This window comes from Pseudomonas sp. FG1 (genome assembly GCF_034313875.1).
Lineage (GTDB): Bacteria > Pseudomonadota > Gammaproteobacteria > Pseudomonadales > Pseudomonadaceae > Aquipseudomonas > Aquipseudomonas veronii.
The window spans coordinates 4518927-4538989 of record NZ_JAVIWP010000001.1 but is presented as its reverse complement, the minus strand read 5'-3'; the positions used below and the strand labels follow the sequence as shown (position 1 = coordinate 4538989).

Genomic DNA, 20063 nt, shown 5'->3' with positions numbered 1-20063 from the left:
TCATTTGTTCCATCCAAAAAACGAGGATAACCCCATGAGTAATCATGTCGCCCACCCCTACATGGCGAACTCCGTTCCCGCACTCAAGCAGGAAATGCTCGATTCGATCGGTGTCGGCAGCATCGAGGAATTGTTCCAGCAAATCCCCGAGGCCCACCGCCTGCAACGTCCGATCGATTTGCCGCCGACACTGAACGAGAGCGAACTGCGTCGGCATCTGGTCAGTACGCTGTCGAAGAACAGGACATGCGAACAGAACCTCAACTTTCTGGGCGCCGGCTGCTGGCAGCATCACGTCCCTGCAGCGTGCGACGAGGTTGTGCGCCGCAACGAGTGGCTGACGTCGGTATTCGGCGAGCCGAGTTCCGACCATGGCCGCAACCAGGCCTGGTTTGAGTTCTGCAGCCAGCTAGGCGAGCTGCTGAACATGGACCTGGTCGGACTGCCAGTGCGCAGCTGGGGCTGCGCCGCCGGTCACGCCATTCGCATGGCCACGCGCATCACCGGACGCAACGAGGTGGCGGTGGTCCGCGCCATCGACCCGGAGCGGCTGTCGATCATTCGCAACTACTGCGAACCGGTCGACATGCCGAGCCACATTGTCGTCCGGCTGGTCGACTATGACCCGGCCACAGGACTGCTGGATCTCGATCACCTTCGTGCCTCGATCGGCGAGCAAACGGCGGCCTTGTATTTCGAAACCCCGTCCTACTTCGGTGTGATCGAACAGCAAGGCGCCGAAATTGCCGCTATTGCCCATGCTGTCGGTGCCGAAGTGATCGTTGGTGTCGACCCGATCTCGCTGGGCGTGCTGGCCGCGCCGATCGATTTCGGCGCGGACATCGTGGTCGGTACCACGCAGCCGCTCGGGGTGCATATGAATTGCGGTGGCGGCGTCAGCGGTTTTATTGCCACCCGCGACGAAGAACTCTACGCCCACCAGTACCCGACCCTGTTCATCAGCATCGCCGAAACCACCAAGCCCGGCGAATACGGTTTTGGCCTCAGCCTGTTCGAGCAATCGTCCTACGGCCTGCGCGACAAAGGCAACGATTGGACCGGTCACTCGGTGTACATGTGGGCCATCGCCAATGCCGTGTACATGGCAATGATGGGCCCCCAAGGCTTTGAAGACGTGGGCAATGCCATCCTGCAGCGGGCTCACTATGCCGCAAAGTTGCTGGCTGACATTCCAGGTGTCCGCGTGACGTTTCCAGGCGGCTTCTTCAAGGAGTTCGTGGTGAATTTCGACGCCACCGGACTCAGCGTGAAGGACATCAACAAGCGGCTTCTCGCCCTCGGGATCTTCGGCGGCAAGGACCTGACCCAGGACTTCCCGGAGCTGGGCGCCAGCGCCCTTTATTGCGTCACCGAGATTCACACGCAAGCCGATCTCGAGCGTCTGACCGCAGCACTCAAAAAGGTAATCGCACAATGAGCACAACACTCAAGGAATACCACGCTCCCATCTGGAGCGAGCCGGTCATTCTGGAGATGGGCTATCCCGGCCGTCGCGGCGTGATTTTTTCTGACGTGGAAGCCGAGGTGCAAGCCGCTGTCGGCAGTGGCCACGGCTTGATTCCAGCGAACATGCGCCGCACGCGCAAACCGGCATTGCCGGAAATGTCGGAGCCCGAGGTTCTGTATCACTATCTGCGCTTGTCGCAGCAGACGCTGGGCATGATGAATATCAGCCTGTTCGGCACATGCACCATGAAGTACAACGCGCAGATAAACGAGGCGATGGCCTGGCGCCCGGAAATCACCCACGTACATCCGTATCAGGACGAAGACACCCTGCAAGGCGCACTGGAAGTGATGCATGGCATGGACACGATTTTGCGCGAATTGTCCGGGATGGATCAGTTCATCTTCCAGGCGGGTGGCGGTGCCGACGCGGCCTACACCAACTGCGCCGTGACCCGTGCCTACCACGCGTCCCGTGGCGAACTGGCGCAACGGGACGAGATCATCACCACGATCCAGACCCACCCGAGCAGTGCCGCCACAGCCGCGGCCGCCGGGTTCAAGGTCATCACGCTGATGATCGAGGAGAACGGTTACCCCTCGCTCGAATCACTCAAGGCCGCCGTGTCCGATCGCACCGCAGCGCTGATGGTCAACAACCCGGATGACATGGGCGTGTACAACCCGGAAATCCGCGAGTGGGTGCGGGTGGTGCATGAGGCGGGTGGTCTGTGCTTCTACGACCACGCCAACTTTAACGGTGCGATGACCAAGATTCGTGCTCGCGAACTCGGCTTCGATGCGTGCATGTTCATGCTGCACAAGACATTCGGCGCACCGAAAAGTGGGGTAGGGGGCCCGGCAGTTGGGGCCTATGGTTGTTCGGCGGAACTCGCGCCGTTCCTGCCGGCACCGGTGGTGGCGTTCGATGGTGAGCGCTACAGCCTTGATTACGATCGTCCGCAGAGCGCTGGCAAGATCCGTGAGTTCTGGGGCAACGTTCCCGTCATCCTCAAGGCGTATGCGTGGTCGCGCGCCATGGGCGCGCAAGGCATGGCCGAAGCGTCCGACATCTCGGTTCTGGCCAACAACTACATGGAAAAAGGCCTGCTGGCGATACGCGGCGTAACCCGTTCCCATCCCGAGGCCACCAGTCCGCGGATGGAGATGACACGCTACAGTCTTGAGCAACTCAAGGAAGACACTGGGGTAGACGTCCACGATGTGCAGAATCGCATGAGCGATTTCGGCATTGATCCGATGTGGAGCAGTCATCACCCGTGGTTGGTGCCGGAGCCTTTCACGCCCGAGGCGGGCGAAATGTATGGCAAGGAAGCGTTGGATACCTGGATCGCAGTGCTTGCGCACATCTCCGGCGAAGCCTATTCGAATCCGGAGATCGTCAAGACGTCGCCGCATAACCAGGCGATCCACCGGTTGAAGGCTGCACCGCTGGAAGATCCACTACGCTGGGCGATGACCTGGCGCTCGTACCTGCGCAAAAACAACAAGCAGACCGCCTGAGCCGTTACAACGTCCCCGTCGATGAGGCGGGGACGTTATCGAAGCCTGGGCAGAGCTAACAATCAGCCATCGGAGGTTGCCAGCATCGCTACACGACTGGTGACTTCCCCACAGGAAAACGTCATGTCGATTTTCGAAACGGGCCTGGCGCCCTCGTCAGTCAACCATATTGCCCTCTCGCCACTGAGCTTCATCGAGCGTACGGCCTCTGTCTACGGTCAGTATCCAGCGGTGATCCACGGCGCTGTGCGGCGCAACTGGCAACAAACCTATGAGCGCTGCCGACGCCTGGCCAGTGCGCTCAGCCGGCGGGGCATAGGCAAGGGCGATACGGTGGCGGTCATGCTGCCCAACATCCCGGCGATGCTCGAAGCGCACTTCGGTGTGCCGATGACCGGCGCGATCCTCAATACTCTGAATGTGCGTCTGGATGCGCAGGCCATTGCCTTCATGCTGGAGCACGGCGAGGCCAAGGTGTTGATCACCGACCGTGAGTTCCACGCGGTGATCCGTGAGGCCTTGAGCGGGCTTTCCAATCCGCCGCTGGTGGTGGATGTGAACGATCCGGAGTACGGCGAAGGCAGTGCCGTCAGCGCGCTGGACTACGAAGCGTTCCTCGCTGAGGGCGACCCGCAGTTCGCCTGGCAATGGCCCGAGGACGAGTGGCAAGCTATTGCCCTCAACTACACCTCCGGCACCACCGGTAATCCAAAGGGCGTGATTTATCACCACCGCGGCGCCTACCTCAATGCCCTGGGCAATCAGATGACCTGGGCCATGGGTAATCACCCGGTTTACCTCTGGACGTTGCCGATGTTCCACTGCAATGGCTGGTGCTATCCGTGGACCGTCACCGCGTTGGCGGGTACTCACGTGTTCCTGCGACGGGTCGACCCGCAAAAAATTCTCACACTGATTCACGAGCATCAGATCAGCCATTTGTGTGGTGCGCCGATTGTCCTCAATGCACTGGTCAACCTGCCGGACTCGGCCAAGACCGCCATCGATCATCCGGTCAATGCCATGGTCGCGGGTGCTGCACCGCCGGCCAAGGTCATTGGTGCGGTCGAGGAAATGGGCATCAAGATCACGCACGTCTATGGCTTGACCGAGGTCTACGGCCCGGTGACGGTTTGCGCCTGGCATGCGCACTGGGATGAACAGCCGCTGAGCGAGCGCGCGAAGATCAAATCACGCCAGGGCGTACGCTACCCGACTCTAGAGGGGCTGATGGTCGCCAACCCGCAAACCCTGGAACCCGTGCCTTGCGACGGCACCAGCCTGGGTGAAATTTTCATGCGCGGTAATACGGTGATGAAGGGATATCTGAAAAACGCCGAAGCCACGATCGAAGCCTTCAAAGGAGGCTGGTTCCACACCGGCGACCTGGCGGTGCGCCACCCCGACGGCTATGTCGAAATCAAGGATCGTCTCAAGGACATCATCATCTCCGGCGGCGAAAACATCTCCACCATCGAACTCGAAGACGTTCTCTATCGCCACCCTGCGGTACTGGAAGCGGCGGTAGTTGCACGTCCGGACGAAAGATGGGGCGAAACACCCTGCGCGTACATCATGCTCAAAGTCGATCATGAGGACACCCGCGAGGCCGACGTCATTCAGTTCTGTCGTGAACATCTGGCCGGTTTCAAGCTACCCAAGACCGTGGTGTTCGGCGAGCTGCCGAAGACCTCGACGGGCAAGATCCAGAAGTATTTGCTGCGGGACCGAGCCAAGGCACTCTGACAAAAACGCCCCATGGAAACACCTGCGTGGATCGTATGTTGCCCATAGGCGGGATTGGCCCACCCCGGTATGGCACCGGGGGAGGGCCGGGGATATGCCAGCTCGGTCCACAGGGTTCCGTCGGGGAAACCCCGCTATCGTTCAGCAGCAATCAGGTAACGCCACTGGCGGATCTTGTAGTGATCGAGCAGGGGATGTCGGTAAGATGCTGATTGCTCAACAACTACAACACTGCGGCTTGCAACCCGCCAACCTATGCGTGGAAGTGACCGAGGGTGTGTTGCTGAGCGACAGTCTTGGGGCCGAGCAAGCCATCCGGGATTTGCACGCATTAGGGATACGACTGGCCATTGATGACTTTGGCACAGGCTATTCCAGCCTTGGGTATTTACGGCACCTGCCAATCAGCGAGCTGAACGCATAGGCCCGATCGGCCTCTGAGGGTCGGGATCAGCAAACCGACTGCACACCGTAAACACATGTTTGAGGCTGCTTTCAGTGGTCGTATAAACCAGGGTCGTCGAAATCCAAATAGTCCTGGGCATCCTGACGTTTTAACAGGTACGGCTCGCGATTGAAGCAAAGTGGAAATGGTGTGATGCCCGATCAAAAAAAAGAATATCATTTATCTCTAATAATCAATCACATACCTTGATTAACTTTTAAAAAATAGACTGACGCGGCAGAAAAGCTAGCAATAGTCTATTTTTTGAACGTGACGTCGTATCGTGTTCGGCAGCCAATTTCGATCGTTGATAGAGACTGATGTAAGTCGCCGCTCGGCAGACTTCGCCTAGATTAGCGTTGTGGAGAGTACATCCATGGCAAATCAGCTAACCCCTGGGGAACTCATTGTCGCCAAGGGAAAAGTTGCGAAAGTCAAACAGGTATTTAGTGACAAAACGATAAGGGTAACAATTGTCGACTCTGGTGAAGTAATACTGGTGTCGGCGCGCGACATTCAGCGAATCCCTAGTGTTACGGCAATTAATGGTAGTGATCATGGGGAGGGTTTGAATGTCAATGATTACACCGTTGATCAACTTTCATTGGCAGCTGAGCGTTTTGAAATTATCAGAAAGTGGAAGGTTGAGGGAGGGGTAGTCACTAAGTACTGTTCTTTACTGGGTGTATCAAAGAGTTACTTCTATCGTTTGGCTAAAATTTTTGACGCTGACGTAGGCCCACTATCTTTAATTGCGCAGACACGGGGTGTCAAGAAAGGCGTTACGAGACTGGATGAGTCGGTTGAGGTCATAATTTTCAAGGCTGCTAAAAAATTCAAGTCGAAAGGAGCCAGCTACAGCAAAGTGTGGAGCGAGGTGGATGTTGCATGTAAGGAGCAAGGTTTTTCATGCCCTTCCAAAGATACGGTATTGAGGCGTGTACGCTTAATCCTCTCAGAAAAAACAAGAATGAGAATTAAAGAAGGTCCTGATGCCGCGACGCAAGAATTTTCAGCTCGCCCGGGTAAAAAAAATCTTGAAAGGCCGCTGCAATGGGTACAGATGGATCACACCCTCGTCGATATAATTCTGTTGGCTGATGATCGCATAAATATTATTGGACGCCCGTGGCTGACAATTGTAATTGATGTCTATACCAGGGTTATTCTTGGTTACTATCTTAGCCTTTACGTCCCGTCTACTGTTTCAGTGGCTTGCGCTCTTAGTCATTCTGTCCTTCCTAAAGTAAACTTTTCGGCAAGTGTTGGCTTGGATCCAGAAGACTACCCCTACTATGGAAAGCCTGAAGTCCTTCATATGGACAATGCCGCAGAGTTCACCAGCCCAAAATTTAAAGTAGGGTGTGAATCTTTTGGGATTTCCCCCGAATACCGACCTGTAGGAAGAAAACATTTTGGCGGTCATGTTGAACGGCTGATAGGCACGTTCATGACTACTAAGGTGCATTTCTTGCCGGGGACTACAATGTCAAATTCTGTTGCGCGCAGAGGACTTAACAGCGAAAGAAATGCAACCATGACCTTCTCTGATTTTTTTCGCTGGTTCTCTCGCGAAGTAGTTGTCTATCACTCAACAGTTCATAGCGCATTAAAGTGTAGCCCGCGACAAGCGTGGACAAACTATTTCGCGCCCAACGGAGGGCTTCCTTACCCCCCGGCAGGCTTGAATTCCGAGCAATTAAAGATTTGGTTCATGCCTCAAGAAGACCGAAAAATTAATCCTGGTGGCATTAATTTGCATGGCCAAGTTTATTGGGATCCTATATTGGGGTCTCATGTGGGGACTAGAAATGTCATAGTCAAATATGACCCGTACGATATGAATGTTGTATGGGTGAAATTGGATGGCCAATTTTGCCCAATACACCTGTCTGACGTAACCGTTGAGGCTCCTACCTATGAGGAATATCGTGCCGGCAAGCTCTATCGTCACCCAGTCCGCATCGGAGCCATAGATAGTGATGGCGGGTTAAAAGCCTACAGAGGGAAGCAAAAAATTGAAGAGGAAAGTAAAAAGTTAACGCAGAAGGAAAGACGCCGAGAGGCCGCTGAAAAAGTCTATACTGAGGCAAATCCAAATCCTAGAAGTAGTAGCTTTAACGCTGACAGGGAACATATCAAGCCAAATTATTCAGCCTCTCCAAAAAAATTTCGACCTGGGGATGAGTCATGAGTGATGAGCACGTCCGGTCGGACATCAGAAAATATTTGTCTTCTAATATTGATACGCGAATAGCCTTAATTCATCAAGAAATATGGGTGAACAATAACTCTAGTGCAGCTGTTTTTCGCATGATGAATAATATCGCGGATGTACCAGATCGTATGAGTGCGCCTGCTTTGCTTGTGGTTGGCCCAGGTGGCTCTGGAAAGACGGCTATAATATCTAAGATTCCAAACCATGTAAAAAGGAGTGCAGGGTTGATTTTTGTCTCCTTGGCTGCATCCCCAGAAATAGATACCAAAAAAAGCCTTAAAGATGAGATAGCTTTAGCGCTCGGAATACCAGTTGGCTCTGGCTCAAGTCGCCGAAGTAGCTCTGACCTGCCAAGCGAGATTAGAGAGGTTATTAGGCTGAGGCAAATTTGGGGGCTGGTGATCGACGAGTTTCATGATGCACTGCTACGCTCGAAGCAAGAGCAGCGTTTTAACATGTCTATTCTTAAAAAGCTGCTCGGCCCTGAATATGGATTGAAACTATTTTGCTTTGGCACTGCTAGTGCGCGCAACGCACTTAAATCCAATTATGAATTTAAGAGACGTTTTCACGAAGTTGCTCTTGATGACTGGATAGAGAGTGAGGAGTTCAGGTCATTCCTCTTGGAGGTAGAGGAGTCCCTACCGCTAAAACAGCCATCACATTTGTACTCTGAGGAGATGGTAGGCACTATTTTATCTATGTCGAATGGGCGCATGGACAAAACACTCGAATTGATAAGGGCGGCTGCCTGTTATGCCATAAAAATGGGGGGGGAGAAGGTGGATGTTGATATGCTGCGGCGAGCAAACAAGAATCCTTGGGGCTATTAGTAGTGAGTTTCTCTGGCTTGCCAACACCAAGTTCTGAAGAAACACTTTCATCTTGGTTGTTTCGATGCAGCATTAATCCAAACGCCGCTGGCTTCCCTCGATTATCATCAACAGAACGCCCAGCGTATTGGTGGGAGGGTGTGGAGATCAAATATTCGGACCCAGACTCAGAATTCTTATCCGCCAGCCAGCGATTAAGTTGTGTAGCCGGGGACATTACCCCTGAACTATTACGAAATTTTTTTTGCCTTCGAGGCGATAAATTAGTCGAATGGAGGTATCGCCGTTTTTTTTGCCCTGATTGCTTACGCGATGATGTGGCGAATGGTCGTTTGCCTATATGGCGGAAGGACTGGTGTTACATTTATTCTTGTGTCTGCGCTGCCCATGATCGAGAGTTGGTGAGACTAGTTGATACACCGCGTTACTCAAGGGCATGGGATGCGTTTGTCCAAAGCTGCAATTCGATATCAAACAATGCCTCCATAGAGGAAACTCTATTCTTTCGTTTTTGCTCAAGTACCTTCACAAAGATTGAGCATGCTCTGATCAGTAGAGACAATCAACAACCTACATTGCACGATTTATTTTATAGGCTATTCAATATTTTCCTTCAATGTCCCTTTCGTGGTAGTAGAGGCGGAATCGCTAGAATCCACTTGCAAACGAGGAAAGATGCACGAGCACCCGACGCAAGCTCTTTTGAGCAGAGTATATTATTGGGGGCGTCCACGGCCGATCCATCAAGTAGATTTGGTAGTTTGGTCTTAACCGCATCACTACTGGAGATTATCCCCTACTCAAGGTTTTTGATATTTACTAAACTGTGTGAGAAAAGAAGGGGCGGGATGCTGATCCCAAGAGACCTGCATAAGGCAGCGATTTTTCCATATATCAACAGGGCAGGCTATGAAACCTTGTACCGTTTTTTAGGGGGTTTCCCTAGGAAAGATTTTCCGTTGCTAGATCGCCATCTTCAACTTCAAGAACATTCGTATGTTCAAGATGGTGTCCTTGGCAAGCGTCTATTCGGATACTCACAATGAGCTATTAAATGCGCATGCCTATCGTTGCCGGCTGGCTGCAAGGAGAAAAACTCCACATGCTAGATGCACGCAGGGCTTTTAACATTTAATTTCCTGCTAGTTAATGTAAGGATTATGCCGAGATTAAGGAAAATCAGGACATAAGACCTGTATATTATTGATATAAAGCAGTTTATATATTTGCGCCTTGCCCCTCCTGCGTCATACCTGCGAGCGTCTATGCTGATCTTTTTGCATGCTTGGGTGCTAAGCGATGGCTGCTTTGGAGAGAACGGCATACCCACGACTCCGCAGCTATTCGTTTCCTCAGAAGAGCTTGGCTGGATTTCCAGAACAGCGCAATCCTGCTCTTTCGCTTGGGCTGACGGTTCAGTTCAAGGTATTTCAATGACACCGGCGAGAGCGAGGCGACGACCTTGTTTGATGCAGCCTTCAATTACCAGATTGCCAAGGACACGGATCTGGCGGTCAATGTCAGTAATCTTTTGGATGAGCAGCATGTCGTGGGCTCCGGAACTGCGGATTACTACAATCCGGGCCGAGAACTCACCGCCAAGCTGAGCTACAGCTGGTGAGCCTGTCAGTAATGGCTCCTGTTGTGGTGGTATCTCGTGTTCTGGCCGCGATCTTCGGCTGCTATGCATTCGTCTAGGGCGTGGCGGCGCTGAATGGGGTTGGGGTCGATTACCATGCCGCCGAGCAGGCGATGATGATGCTGGCCTTCGTCCTGTATCTCGCGCTGTTTCCGCAGCCAGTCTGTGGCGGGTCTCGATGGTACTGGCGCTCGGCAGCGTCTTGATGCTGGCTGTTGCCTGGCAGCTGCAGCGCATGATCATCGGATAGGAGCAGAGCCATGCTGAACAACTTTCGCCAATCCATGGCCTGGGTACACACCTGGTTCGGTTTGGTGCTGGGCTTCGTGCTGATGGTCGTCTTCTTTTTCGGTGCACTGTCGGTGTTCGACCGCGAGATCGATCGTTGGGCGATCCCCGATACGCGCTTCGAGCCGCAGCCTATGCCGTCCTACAACAACCTGCTGAAACAGGTATTTGCCGATCTCAAACCGCATCCGGTGGATATGGCGGCAACCAAAGGGCGGGTAATCGGCGACCTGCCGGCGCCGGAAACCATGCCCATGGTCTCGCTCTATGCCTACACCACCCACCGAGATCCCGTGCTGAGCATTGGTGGCGAGTTTGGTATCCCCAACCAGCCAAAGGACCCAGCGGATGATCAATCGTAAGATCTTCAAGGAGTTTTTCACCTTCCGTCCGCGCAAGCGGACCCAGCGCAGCGCGCTGGACCTGCATAACATGACTGGCGTGGTGGCGTTGCCGTTCCACTTCTTTTTTGCCTTCACCGGTTGGTGATCTTCGCGTCGATGTACTACTTCCCGGTCTCCGGGACCTTGCTCAAACCGCTGCATAATCGGCATGAGGTGATCGAGGCGGCGCATACCGGCTTGCCCCATGATGAGGCCGGTGTGCCCGCGAAGATGGCCTCCGCCAATGCCATGGTGGCCGAGGCCAAGCGCATCTGGGCTACGCGCGATATGCCGGGAGAGGTCGGGCTGCTGACTATCGAGCATCTAAATGACGCCAACGGCTACGTCAGCATCTACCGCGCCGGCAGTGATCGTGTGGCGCTGGTCGGGGAGGGCATTCACTTCAAGGCCAGTACCGGCGAGCTACTGCGCAACGACCCGCCGAGTGACCCGGTTGGTTCCGTCAATCAATTTCTCACCGGCTTGCACCTGCAGCACTTCGAACACTGGGCGCTGCGCTGGCTGTACGTGGCGGGCGGTCTGCTCGGCTGTGTGTGCATCGCCAGCGGTTTTGTGTTCTTCGTCGAGATACGCAAGCAGGAGCACGCCCGACTCGGGCTGCAGGGCTGTCGGTTGGTTGACGCCATGGCAGTCACCACGGTTACCGGCATGCTGCTGGCAGCGGTCGCCATGCTGGCGGCCAACCGGCTGCTGCCTGAGCCCATGCCTGGCCGTGGCGAATGGGAAAAGTGGGTGTTCTGGGGTGCCTGGCTGCTGAGTTTGCTGCATGCGCTGTTGCGTAGTGCACCAGTGGCCCAGGCGCGGCACAATCCGGCCTGGCGCTGCTCTGCGTCGCTGCGGTGCTGCTCAACTGGATCACCACGGGGGACCACCTGGTCAAAAGGATGCTGCTTGAACCCTACTGGGCCGTGGCCGGCGTCGATCTGAGCCTGTTGGCCTGCGCGCTGATAGCGCTACTCACCGCGCGTCGTCTGGCAAGGCCGGTTGAGGGTAAGCGTCCGGCGAACTCACCTTCCGAACTCCAGCATTAAGGGCGATGGTGTCCGCGTATTTTTAAGCGGACGCGATCACCCTTATCGCCAGGATTTCCATGCGCCAACGAAGCTCTTATCCCAAACCATTCAAAGCCCAGGTCGTTCAGGAATGCCTGCAACCTGGCGCAACCGTGTCCAGTGTCGCCATCAGCCACGGCATCAATGCCAACGTCATCCGCAAATGGCTGCCGCTCTATCGAGATCAGCCCGCAGCGGCTTCACTACCGGCTTTCGTCCCGCTAAAAGCCCCACCTAAACGGTCAGTCGAAACGTCAGTGATCATCGAGTTGCCCGTGGCCGGGCAAGTGATTACGGTGAAATGGCCAGCCTCGGATCCCGAGGGTTGTGCGCAATTTATTCGGGCTGTCGCTCAATGATCCGCATCGATGCCATCTGGCTGGCCACCGAGCCGATGGACATGCGCGCTGGCACCGAGACGGCATTAGCCCGGGTGATTGCGGTGTTCGGTGCGGCGAAGCCGCACTGCGCTTATCTGTTCGCCAATCGCCGGGCTAATCGAATGAAAGTGCTGGTGCACGATGGCGTCGGCGTCTGGCTCGCAGCGAGACGACTGAACCAAGGCAAGTTCCATTGGCCCGGCATTCGCCACGGCGGCGAGGTCGAACTCGACAGCGAACAACTCCAGGCATTGGTGCTGGGCCTGCCGTGGCAGCGCGTCGGTGCAGGCGGTGTGATTAGCGTGCTGTAAACGCCGGCCATTTGGCCGGTCTGCTTGTCGTCGCCCCGTGCCTGCTCTGGCACAATTGGCGGCATGACTTTCTCGCCCAGCCTCGACCAGATGACCCCGGAACAGCTTCGTGCCTTGGCGGCACAGGCGTTGCAGTTGCAGTCCCAGGTCGAGGCGATGAGCAGGAAGATTCAGAACGATGAAATCCTCATCGAACAGTTCATGTTCGAAATCGCCCTGCTCAAACGGCACAAGTTCGCCAAGCGCAGCGAACAAATCAGCCCGGCGCAAAGCAGCTTGCTGGATGACCTGCTCGACACCGACCTTGAGGCTATCGAGGCCGAGCTGAAACAGCTTCTTCCCGCTGCGCCACAGGTCGAACCACGGCAATCGCCGAAACGTGCGCCATTGCCGCCACAGTTTCCACGCACGGTGATTCGTCACGAACCCGAAAACACCCAGTGCGCCTGTGGCTGTCAACTTCAACGCATCGGCGAAGACGTCAGCGAGAAGCTGGATTACACGCCGGGCGTGTTTACCGTCGAGCAACATGTGCGGGGCAAATGGGCCTGTCGCCAGTGCGAAACCCTGATCCAGGCGCCGGTGCCGGCGCAGGTTATCGACAAAGGTATACCGACCGCAGGCCTACTGGCCCACGTGATGGTGGCCAAGTTTGCCGATCACTTGCCGCTGTACCGGCAGGAGAAAATCTTTGGTCGCGCCGGACTGGCAATTGCGCGCTCGACCTTGGCGCAATGGGTCGGAGAAACTGGCGTGAGACTTCAACCGCTAGTTGATGCTCTGCGTGAGGCGGTGTTGAACCAGCGTGTGATTCACGCCGATGAAACACCGGTGCAAATGCTTGCGCCAGGCGAGAAGAAAACCCACCGGGCCTACGTCTGGGCCTACAGCACGACGCCGTTTTCGGCGCTCAACGCGGTGGTTTACGACTTCAGCCCAAGCCGTGCCGGACAACATGCACGCAACTTCCTGGGCGACTGGAACGGTAAGCTGGTTTGCGATGACTTCGCTGGCTACAAGGCCGGATTTGAGCAAGGCATCACTGAAATCGGCTGCATGGCTCACGCCCGTCGCAAGTTTTTCGATCTGCACGTGGCGAACAAAAGTCAGCTGGCCGAACAAGCGCTGCACTCGATCAGCGGCTTGTACGAAGTCGAACGCCAAGCGCGGGAAATGAGTGATGAAGATCGGTGGCGAATACGTCAGGAACTGGCGGTACCGATCCTCAAAAAACTGCATGACTGGATGTTGGCCCAGCGCGACCTGGTGCCCAACGGATCAGCCACGGCCAAAGCCCTCGACTACAGCCTGAAACGCTGGGTAGCGCTGACGCGCTACCTGGACGATGGAGCTGTGCCGATCGACAACAATCAAGTCGAGAACCAGATACGGCCCTGGGCACTCGGGCGCTCGAACTGGCTGTTTGCCGGGTCGCTACGCAGTGGTAAACGGGCTGCGGCAATCATGAGCCTGATCCAGTCGGCGCGTATGAATGGGCATGATCCGTATGCCTATCTCAAAGATGTGCTGACTCGGTTGCCAACACAGAGGGCCAGTGAGATCGGGCAGCTGCTGCCACATCAGTGGGTGCCTGCCTAACTTACGCAAGGTGAGTTGGGCGGACGCTTACGGTTGAGGTCGCGGACCGGACTCGCATCGGTGGGGTGGCCTATGAGTAATGCAGGTCTGTGGTTGCTGGGTGCCGCCGCCAGCATGGGCTTGGCGACCAGTTGGTTGGCGTTGTCCCTGCCGGCGCACTGGCGCCAGGTGTTCAGCGCCGACGAGGTTGCGCCGGACTATCTACGCAGCCTGGGCTGGCTGGCGCTGATGGTATCGGCTGTGTGCTGCTTCAAGGCTGACCATCCGTCGATGGCGGTGCTGGTCTGGCTCACCCTGTTGCCGGTCGCCGCCGTAGCAACGGCCATAACGCTGAGCTACCGGCTGGGGCTGCTGCGCCTGTTTTGCCCGTTATTTCTGCGCACTCGATAAGAGTGCGCGGCTTCTGTATCTGCAACATTGTGGTTGATCCGATCGTACTGCTCACCTCAAACCGGGCGAGCTTGTTCACACTGGATACGCCGACCATCCCATGTCACCTCGTTGTGGGATGCTTGCAGGATCGAGCGACGCGAACTCTTACCAACGTATTTGCGCTCTAGCGTCGGCAACAGTTGGCTGACCTCGGTTCGTTTCCGGCTAACACCCGCCCCCAACGTTTAAAGGCGCTAGACGCGATGCAGGTCGAGCCGAACGACATTCTGGCAGGAACTGTGTTGAAGTCGCAATCCGGGTTGTACCGTCCGCTTCTGGCCGTTTGCGGAAGCTAGAGGTATTTAGCCCGACAGTAGGATCACTGTTACGGTGAAAAGTGTTCGTAGGCGTCAGAGCGTCCCTTGGGCAGATCTGCCTGCTGGAGCACCCGCCGCAATCGGGAAAGAATGTTCCGTTCAATACCCTGTTCCCTGCGGCAAAATGGCCGACATCACACCTTACCATTCAGAACGGCGGTACCGAACACTTCCCATATCAAGAGCAGATGGTCGGCGTGTCGCTATCTCAGGCGCCCTCGAAGGGTTAGACATCGCATGTGCACAGGCCCTCCGGAACAGCATGGAACGCCTGCCGAAGGTCCCTTGGGGAGTAGCCTTGCCGGATCAGTGGAGGCGTGACTCTTCAAGGCTTGCGTCACGCTAAGCACGTGTCATCGATGTTTGTTGCGATGGGCGAGGTCTATCACTCGAATTCATGCAGTGGCTATTCGCGACTGAATTCATGCTCGCTGTTGATTGCGAGCAAGAAAGCCCGCGCGCCGGGCAGCAGAGCAACTGGCGACGTTGCGATCAAATGCTTTTTGGGATCGGTTGCCGATTCGATTCCATGTCGAACCTACTCAAGTCTCAGGCAACCCTTCAAGCTCGTGATTTCTCGATGGATTTTTTTCAGTAAGTCTTCGGGTTTTAGTTCGGGTGTTTGCCTTTGATAAGCCAGGAACAGAAGCGTTAGGGGATGAATGCCAATGATCTCAGCAATCTGCTCAACCTTTTCAATCGATGGTTTCCATTTGCCGCGCTCGATCGCACTGATATAGCTCTGACTAGGCCCAAGCCCTTCCTGAGGCATATCCTTCGAAATACGTAGATTCCTGATCACCAAACCAAGCGCTTCATTCAGTTCCATTTGCTGTCTCGCAAAAGGAACGATGAAGCCTTTTTAGTGCTTCTGGAGCTATGCTATATACAGCTTAAAAGAGGGTGTGCTGATGTTTATTACGTACAAGCGCGCTGAAATCATGTATCCAGCGCTGTTTGGAGACGACTCCCAGATGTGGCGATTCGTCGAGCTCGATGATCATCGCCCTTGGTTTTACGTGATGATTAACCGCCGCCAGAAGGCAGCCGCATGGAGGACGATGCTCTTGATTCCAACGGAGGATGAGTTCGAGCAGATGCTAGTGAAACGCGCTGAAGGAACACTGATTGAGGCAGTTCAGGTGGTGTTGCCATCGCGGCTGAATGGATCCGGTAATTGGACGATGGAGATGCTCATAGAGCTCGTTAGGGTCTATGATCAGGACGAGCGAGTCATGGGTTACGACTTTAAGACGGCCTCGGGCCATACCTACTCTCAAAGAGACTGCCGCCACACCTTGGCTGCAGCAAAGCAACAAATTTACTGCTCTTCGATGCGTCTTGTTTGAAGGAGGGGTCGCTGACTGGAGCAAGCCTTGAAGGAGTGCTAAAGACGCCCACGTCAGCGCCATGGCATCAGTGGCGCGCATCGCGCACATGCAATTTGCTAGTTCGTCCAGAACGGATAGCTTGGATCGTCTGTCGCCGATCAGCACTGCCCCAAGTGCGGTCTTATCTGCGCCGCAAATGCTGCACAAAATGGCGTCCGCCATTAACTCGATCTGCCGACCGTACAACAGGCCATGCCGAAAGGTACGCATGGCGAGATAGGGCGGGATCCGGGCTCATTGTGGTCCGCCTGTGCCAGGCGTTGGCGACGCCTGACCGTACAGGCGGTTACCGGAGTGATGCTGGCGGGTCGCAGGCTCGCTGCAGCAAGCTGATTCACTGGACCCAAAGGAGCCTCTCAATGAAAATCACAGCGGCGGAACAGTTCGAATGCGTCAGTGACGTCCTTTGTGATGTTTGCGGCGATAGTACGCGTGTTGAAGGATATGGGTTGCAATTTGGGACCCTTCAGGGCAGTTGGGGATTCGGCTCGGTTCATGATGGTGAGCGTTATGAGGTCCATCTCTGCGAACCCTTTTTTTCAGAACAATGGCCGACCTGAAGAGCGCGCGGATGGTGAATACCATGTTCATCGACGTCGACGAAGACTTAGGCAATTTCGGACGGGTCGCTCGCGATGATTTTTTTCAATGACGGAGGCAGCTTGGCTTGATAGGTAACTCCAGCTGGACCAACATTTGCCGAGTCTCGGGTATGCAGGTGATGGCGGGGTGAAAAGCTTGGATTTAGCTGTTTATCGGCCCATTCCCGCTGTTCGCTATTCCTATTAACGCGGGTGCATATGGACCCCGTCTGCAATCCGTACTCCCCTGGCGCTGGTACGCCTCCACCTGAGCTGGCAGGTCGCGATCAACTGCGCGAGCGGGTCCGTCAGTCGATCGGGGGAATTCGCGTGGGCCGACCTGCCAAAAGCGTAATCCTGGTTGGGGTGCGGGGTGTCGGCAAAACAGTACTGTTGAACCAGATGCTGCGAGATGCCGAAGCCTCGGGCAATCTCGCCGTCTACGTTGAGTCATCCGAGTATCGCTCTCTGCCAGCGATACTCGCGCCACAGCTCCGTCTCGCCTTGCTGCGGCTGAGCTGTATCGTACCTGCCAAGAACGCAGCGATAACTGGACTGCGAGCCTTAGCCGGTTTTGCCAAGGCTTTGGAGCCGAAGTTCAGCGATCTCAAGGTCGGTATTGACTACGAAGCCGAGGCAGCTCTGGCGGGCAAAGGTGATCTCGAGGAGGAATTTACAACCCTGCTGACTAAACTCGGTGAAGCCGCCAAAGCAGCTCACACCGTCCTTGTTATTTTCGTGGATGAGCTGCAAAACGTAGCAGAAGAACAGCTCGCCGCGCTTATCGCAGCGCTGCATCGCGTCTCGCGATTGATCTTGCCGGTTGCCCTCGTCGGTGCAGGCCTCCCACAACTCCGACACCCTGCTGGACATGTGAAAAACCACGCGAAGCGCCTCTTCGACTACCTAGAGGTCGGTTCGCTGGAGCCACACCAGACGCGTCTGGCCTTTGTAAAACCAGCGGAGGCCGAGGGCGTGACTGTAGACTCAGAAGCGGCCGACATGGTTGCTCACCTCACACGCGGCTACCCTTATTTCATTCAAGAGTGGGGCAGTCATGTCTGGGACGCAGGGCAGAATAACCACATCACGCTTGCAGACGTCCAGAAGGCGTCCGGGCACGTTATTGCTGCTCTGGACGAAGGTTTTTTTAGGGTAAGACTCGACCGAATGACCGTGGCAGAACACATTTATTTGCGCGCCATGGCTTCGCTTGGGGAGGGGCCTCATCGTTCGGGCGACATTGCGGCATCCCTGGGCCGTACAAGCCGATCTCTCACCTCAATTCGCAACTCCCTGATTAGCAAAGGGATGATCTGGTCGCCGCCCCACAACGGCGCCGCTTTTACCGCGCCGCTGTTCGATCTGTACATGTGCCGGATCATGCCCGGTGACAGCTGGCGGTCTAGCCTTCCAAGGGCTGACGGCATTTTTTGTCCACCTGAAGAGGGCTCAGATGCTTAGAAGCGAATGCACTCATCTTGCTACGGCTACGATGGTTTGTTCACATCAAGGCTGCTGTCACATCGACTCGAATTTGCACGTACGCTGTGGAGTGCTGAGCGGCTAAGTCGAGGCTTCACTGTGTGCGTCAAAAATGGGATCGACTTACCTGTGATCGGGGCGTAGGGTCGCTCATGGATATCTTTTCTACGGGCAGCATCGACATCAGGCTGGCAGGAGCAGAGAACAGAGCATGAGCGAACTCAGTGATGATGAAATAGACCGACTAGAGGCAATGATTCCTAAGCTGGCCGCCGTCGCCACTAATGCTGCGTATCTGCGTGCGGTTGCCGCAGGGCATTCACTGATAATGGCGAAGGATGGCGTGCTCGTACAAATTCATCCTGACGGTTCGGAAAAAAAGCTTCGCGACTTGTGCAGCAAGCACAGGGTCGAGTCTGGTAAGACTTTCAGTGTGGGTATTTGAAGCGCACCTGCCGACCAGGCGTATTCATAAGGCGAGCGCAGGCCACAGCGACTGGTAAGCACTTGACTATCTTGCCCCTGCGACGGAGCCTTCGCTGTCTAGCGCAGGGCCGCCAGCTGTTTGCTTAACTACCCGAGTAGACGAAGCATGCTGAGATGCTGGCTGCTTGGGCGTCGCCATGCGGTCATGTATTGGTTACACCCGGAGTTGCGAGTGCCCAGCTGGGGTTGCGCATCAATTCCGCTACCGTGCAATGGACTCATAACCAGGAGCTCCACCTCTCAATAGGACACGCGTGCGCGGCATTTTCCGACGCGGTGCGTCGACCGCTAGTCAGGCTGGTTGGTTGGGCCTGATGGGGCGGGCAGGGGTTGAAGCAACATCGAGGCGCGGCTGCTCAGCAGCACTCCGGCTTGGAAGTAGCCCATAACGGTTTCGACACTGCGATGTTCAGTCATGGCCATCACTTCACCCAATGGGGCCCCCTGGCGACCCGCTTCCGTTACAAAGCCCGAGCGTAAGCTGTGCGCGGCCCAGTCGCCGTCGAGGCCAGCCAATTTGGCGCGGCGCTGAACGATCCGTGCTACCTGATCAGACGATAGTCCGAACGGGCTGACTTTGCCGCCCTTGTAGAGGCGCCGAAAAAGCGGACCGGTATCGGCGGGCGCGGCGATGAGCCAAGCCGTCAACGCGTGTGCAGCGCGACCCAGCAGAGGTTTTTCGCGACGGGATCCCGTGGTGTCTGTTTTGGTGACGCCCAGCGTATAGAGCCAAGTGTCTTCATCCAGTTTGCGCACATCGTCGACCTGCAGGCCGGTCACCTCGGATCGACGACGCCCGCCGCCACTCCACGCCATCAGGAGGAGGGCGCTATCACGAGTACCGCGAATGCCATCCGTACAGGTCGCCAACATGGCCTCCAGAGCCTCCACCACAGCTGCCGTCTTTTTGCGGACAACTACCCCCTGGCGCGCCTGGGCTTTTCGCGCATCTCGCAGCAGCGTTTTCACTGCCAGTGCTTCAGTTGGGCTTTCCCAGTTGTTGAAGCGATGCCACCTGCCCAGTGCCGAAAGCCGATGACATACCGTGTTGTAGCTCAGAGGTCCCGGCTTTGCCTTCACACGTGCCGCGACTAACGCGGCATCGATGGTCGGCGGTAGCAGATAGGTCCATGCACCATTTGCCAGTGGGCGCGCCAGGTGATCCACCACGAACTGAATGACTACAGTCGACTGTACAGGCGCATCGCCCATCGCAACGCCGTAGCGCAGGTGCAGCCAAGCCGACCAGTAGGCGAGGGCGCTGCGATAGCTCCGTACCGTGTTTTCGGCGGTGCCGCTGGCAACAAAGCCTGCGGCCGCCTCCTGAGCCTTCAACGCCAATCTACTGGGGTCTAGGGTGGGCTCGTCGATCAACGGCATCTGATCAGTAATATATGATACGTCCAACGTATTATATTTCCACTATCCAATAAATAAGGTCGGATAATCTTTAATTATCCAAGGT

20 protein-coding genes are annotated in these 20063 nt (G+C 55.7%); 18 read left to right on the top strand and 2 right to left on the bottom strand.

What is annotated here, in order from left to right:
• Window positions 1–34 precede the first annotated feature (34 nt).
• The 14 genes from gcvPA (at window position 35) to RGV59_RS20745 (ending at window position 14296) form a co-directional block, all read left to right on the top strand.
• The gene (gene gcvPA, locus RGV59_RS20810; RefSeq protein WP_102617098.1) at window positions 35–1438 is read left to right on the top strand and encodes an aminomethyl-transferring glycine dehydrogenase subunit GcvPA; all 1404 of its coding nucleotides are present in this window, start codon (window positions 35–37) and stop codon (window positions 1436–1438) included.
• Window positions 1435–2991, top strand: coding sequence for an aminomethyl-transferring glycine dehydrogenase subunit GcvPB (gene gcvPB, locus RGV59_RS20805; protein ID WP_102617097.1), 1557 nt, complete (start codon window positions 1435–1437; stop codon window positions 2989–2991). Before gcvPA ends, gcvPB begins: the two co-directional genes overlap by 4 nt.
• A 123-nt stretch (window positions 2992–3114) precedes the next feature.
• Entirely contained in the window at window positions 3115–4737 is a 1623-nt protein-coding gene (locus tag RGV59_RS20800) for an acyl-CoA synthetase (RefSeq protein WP_017849126.1), read from the top strand.
• Window positions 4738–4942: 205 nt separating this feature from the next.
• On the top strand, window positions 4943–5161 hold the full coding sequence (locus RGV59_RS20795; protein ID WP_017849127.1) for an EAL domain-containing protein: 219 nt from the start codon (window positions 4943–4945) through the stop codon (window positions 5159–5161).
• Window positions 5162–5558: 397 nt separating this feature from the next.
• A complete protein-coding gene (locus RGV59_RS20790; RefSeq protein WP_024075432.1) occupies window positions 5559–7376 on the top strand; it encodes a Mu transposase C-terminal domain-containing protein in 1818 nt (605 codons plus the stop codon).
• Complete coding sequence (locus RGV59_RS20785; RefSeq protein ID WP_024075431.1) at window positions 7373–8233, top strand: TniB family NTP-binding protein; 861 nt, start codon at window positions 7373–7375, stop codon at window positions 8231–8233. Before RGV59_RS20790 ends, RGV59_RS20785 begins: the two co-directional genes overlap by 4 nt.
• 1462 nt (window positions 8234–9695) lie before the next feature.
• On the top strand, window positions 9696–9854 hold the full coding sequence (locus RGV59_RS20780; RefSeq protein ID WP_023628987.1) for a TonB-dependent receptor: 159 nt from the start codon (window positions 9696–9698) through the stop codon (window positions 9852–9854).
• A gap of 278 nt (window positions 9855–10132) precedes the next feature.
• Entirely contained in the window at window positions 10133–10522 is a 390-nt protein-coding gene (locus RGV59_RS20775) for a PepSY-associated TM helix domain-containing protein (protein WP_090515957.1), read from the top strand.
• Window positions 10509–10649, top strand: coding sequence for a PepSY domain-containing protein (locus tag RGV59_RS20770; protein WP_196448528.1), 141 nt, complete (start codon window positions 10509–10511; stop codon window positions 10647–10649). The genes RGV59_RS20775 and RGV59_RS20770 overlap by 14 nt, the downstream gene beginning before the upstream one ends.
• Window positions 10650–10660: 11 nt before the next feature.
• Window positions 10661–11491, top strand: a complete 831-nt coding sequence (locus RGV59_RS20765; protein WP_196448527.1) for a PepSY-associated TM helix domain-containing protein — start codon at window positions 10661–10663, stop codon at window positions 11489–11491.
• Window positions 11492–11654: 163 nt separating this feature from the next.
• Window positions 11655–11975, top strand: a complete 321-nt coding sequence (tnpA, locus tag RGV59_RS20760) for an IS66-like element accessory protein TnpA (protein ID WP_071576116.1) — start codon at window positions 11655–11657, stop codon at window positions 11973–11975.
• Window positions 11972–12307 carry an IS66 family insertion sequence element accessory protein TnpB gene (tnpB, locus tag RGV59_RS20755; protein ID WP_033902865.1) on the top strand — a complete coding sequence of 112 codons (336 nt, stop codon included), beginning with the start codon at window positions 11972–11974 and terminating at the stop codon, window positions 12305–12307. The genes tnpA and tnpB overlap by 4 nt, the downstream gene beginning before the upstream one ends.
• Window positions 12308–12370: 63 nt before the next feature.
• Window positions 12371–13906 carry an IS66 family transposase gene (gene tnpC, locus RGV59_RS20750; RefSeq protein WP_033902866.1) on the top strand — a complete coding sequence of 512 codons (1536 nt, stop codon included), beginning with the start codon at window positions 12371–12373 and terminating at the stop codon, window positions 13904–13906.
• Between the two features lie 72 nt (window positions 13907–13978).
• A complete protein-coding gene (locus RGV59_RS20745) occupies window positions 13979–14296 on the top strand; it encodes a DUF3325 family protein (protein WP_024075430.1) in 318 nt (105 codons plus the stop codon).
• 897 nt (window positions 14297–15193) lie between these two features.
• Here the strand turns inward: RGV59_RS20745 and RGV59_RS20740 are convergent.
• Window positions 15194–15484: a helix-turn-helix domain-containing protein gene (locus RGV59_RS20740; protein WP_023628984.1), complete on the bottom strand. Its 291-nt coding sequence runs from the start codon at window positions 15482–15484 to the stop codon at window positions 15194–15196.
• Between the two features lie 82 nt (window positions 15485–15566).
• Here RGV59_RS20740 and RGV59_RS20735 point away from each other — a divergent pair, with 82 nt between their 5' ends.
• From RGV59_RS20735 to RGV59_RS20720, 4 genes are all read left to right on the top strand, one after another.
• Window positions 15567–16004, top strand: coding sequence for a hypothetical protein (locus tag RGV59_RS20735; protein ID WP_023628983.1), 438 nt, complete (start codon window positions 15567–15569; stop codon window positions 16002–16004).
• Window positions 16005–16405: 401 nt separating this feature from the next.
• Window positions 16406–16606 (top strand): hypothetical protein, encoded by a 201-nt coding sequence (locus RGV59_RS20730; RefSeq protein WP_370694611.1) that lies wholly within the window; start codon window positions 16406–16408, stop codon window positions 16604–16606.
• A gap of 240 nt (window positions 16607–16846) precedes the next feature.
• The gene (locus RGV59_RS20725) at window positions 16847–18091 is read left to right on the top strand and encodes an ATP-binding protein (protein ID WP_023628980.1); all 1245 of its coding nucleotides are present in this window, start codon (window positions 16847–16849) and stop codon (window positions 18089–18091) included.
• A 232-nt stretch (window positions 18092–18323) separates the two neighbouring features.
• A complete protein-coding gene (locus RGV59_RS20720) occupies window positions 18324–18557 on the top strand; it encodes a hypothetical protein (protein ID WP_023048074.1) in 234 nt (77 codons plus the stop codon).
• Between the two features lie 329 nt (window positions 18558–18886).
• On the opposite strand, the gene RGV59_RS20715 is transcribed toward RGV59_RS20720, so the two are convergent.
• Window positions 18887–20005, bottom strand: a complete 1119-nt coding sequence (locus tag RGV59_RS20715) for a site-specific integrase (RefSeq protein ID WP_028688847.1) — start codon at window positions 20003–20005, stop codon at window positions 18887–18889.
• Between the last annotated feature and the right edge of the window lie 58 nt (window positions 20006–20063).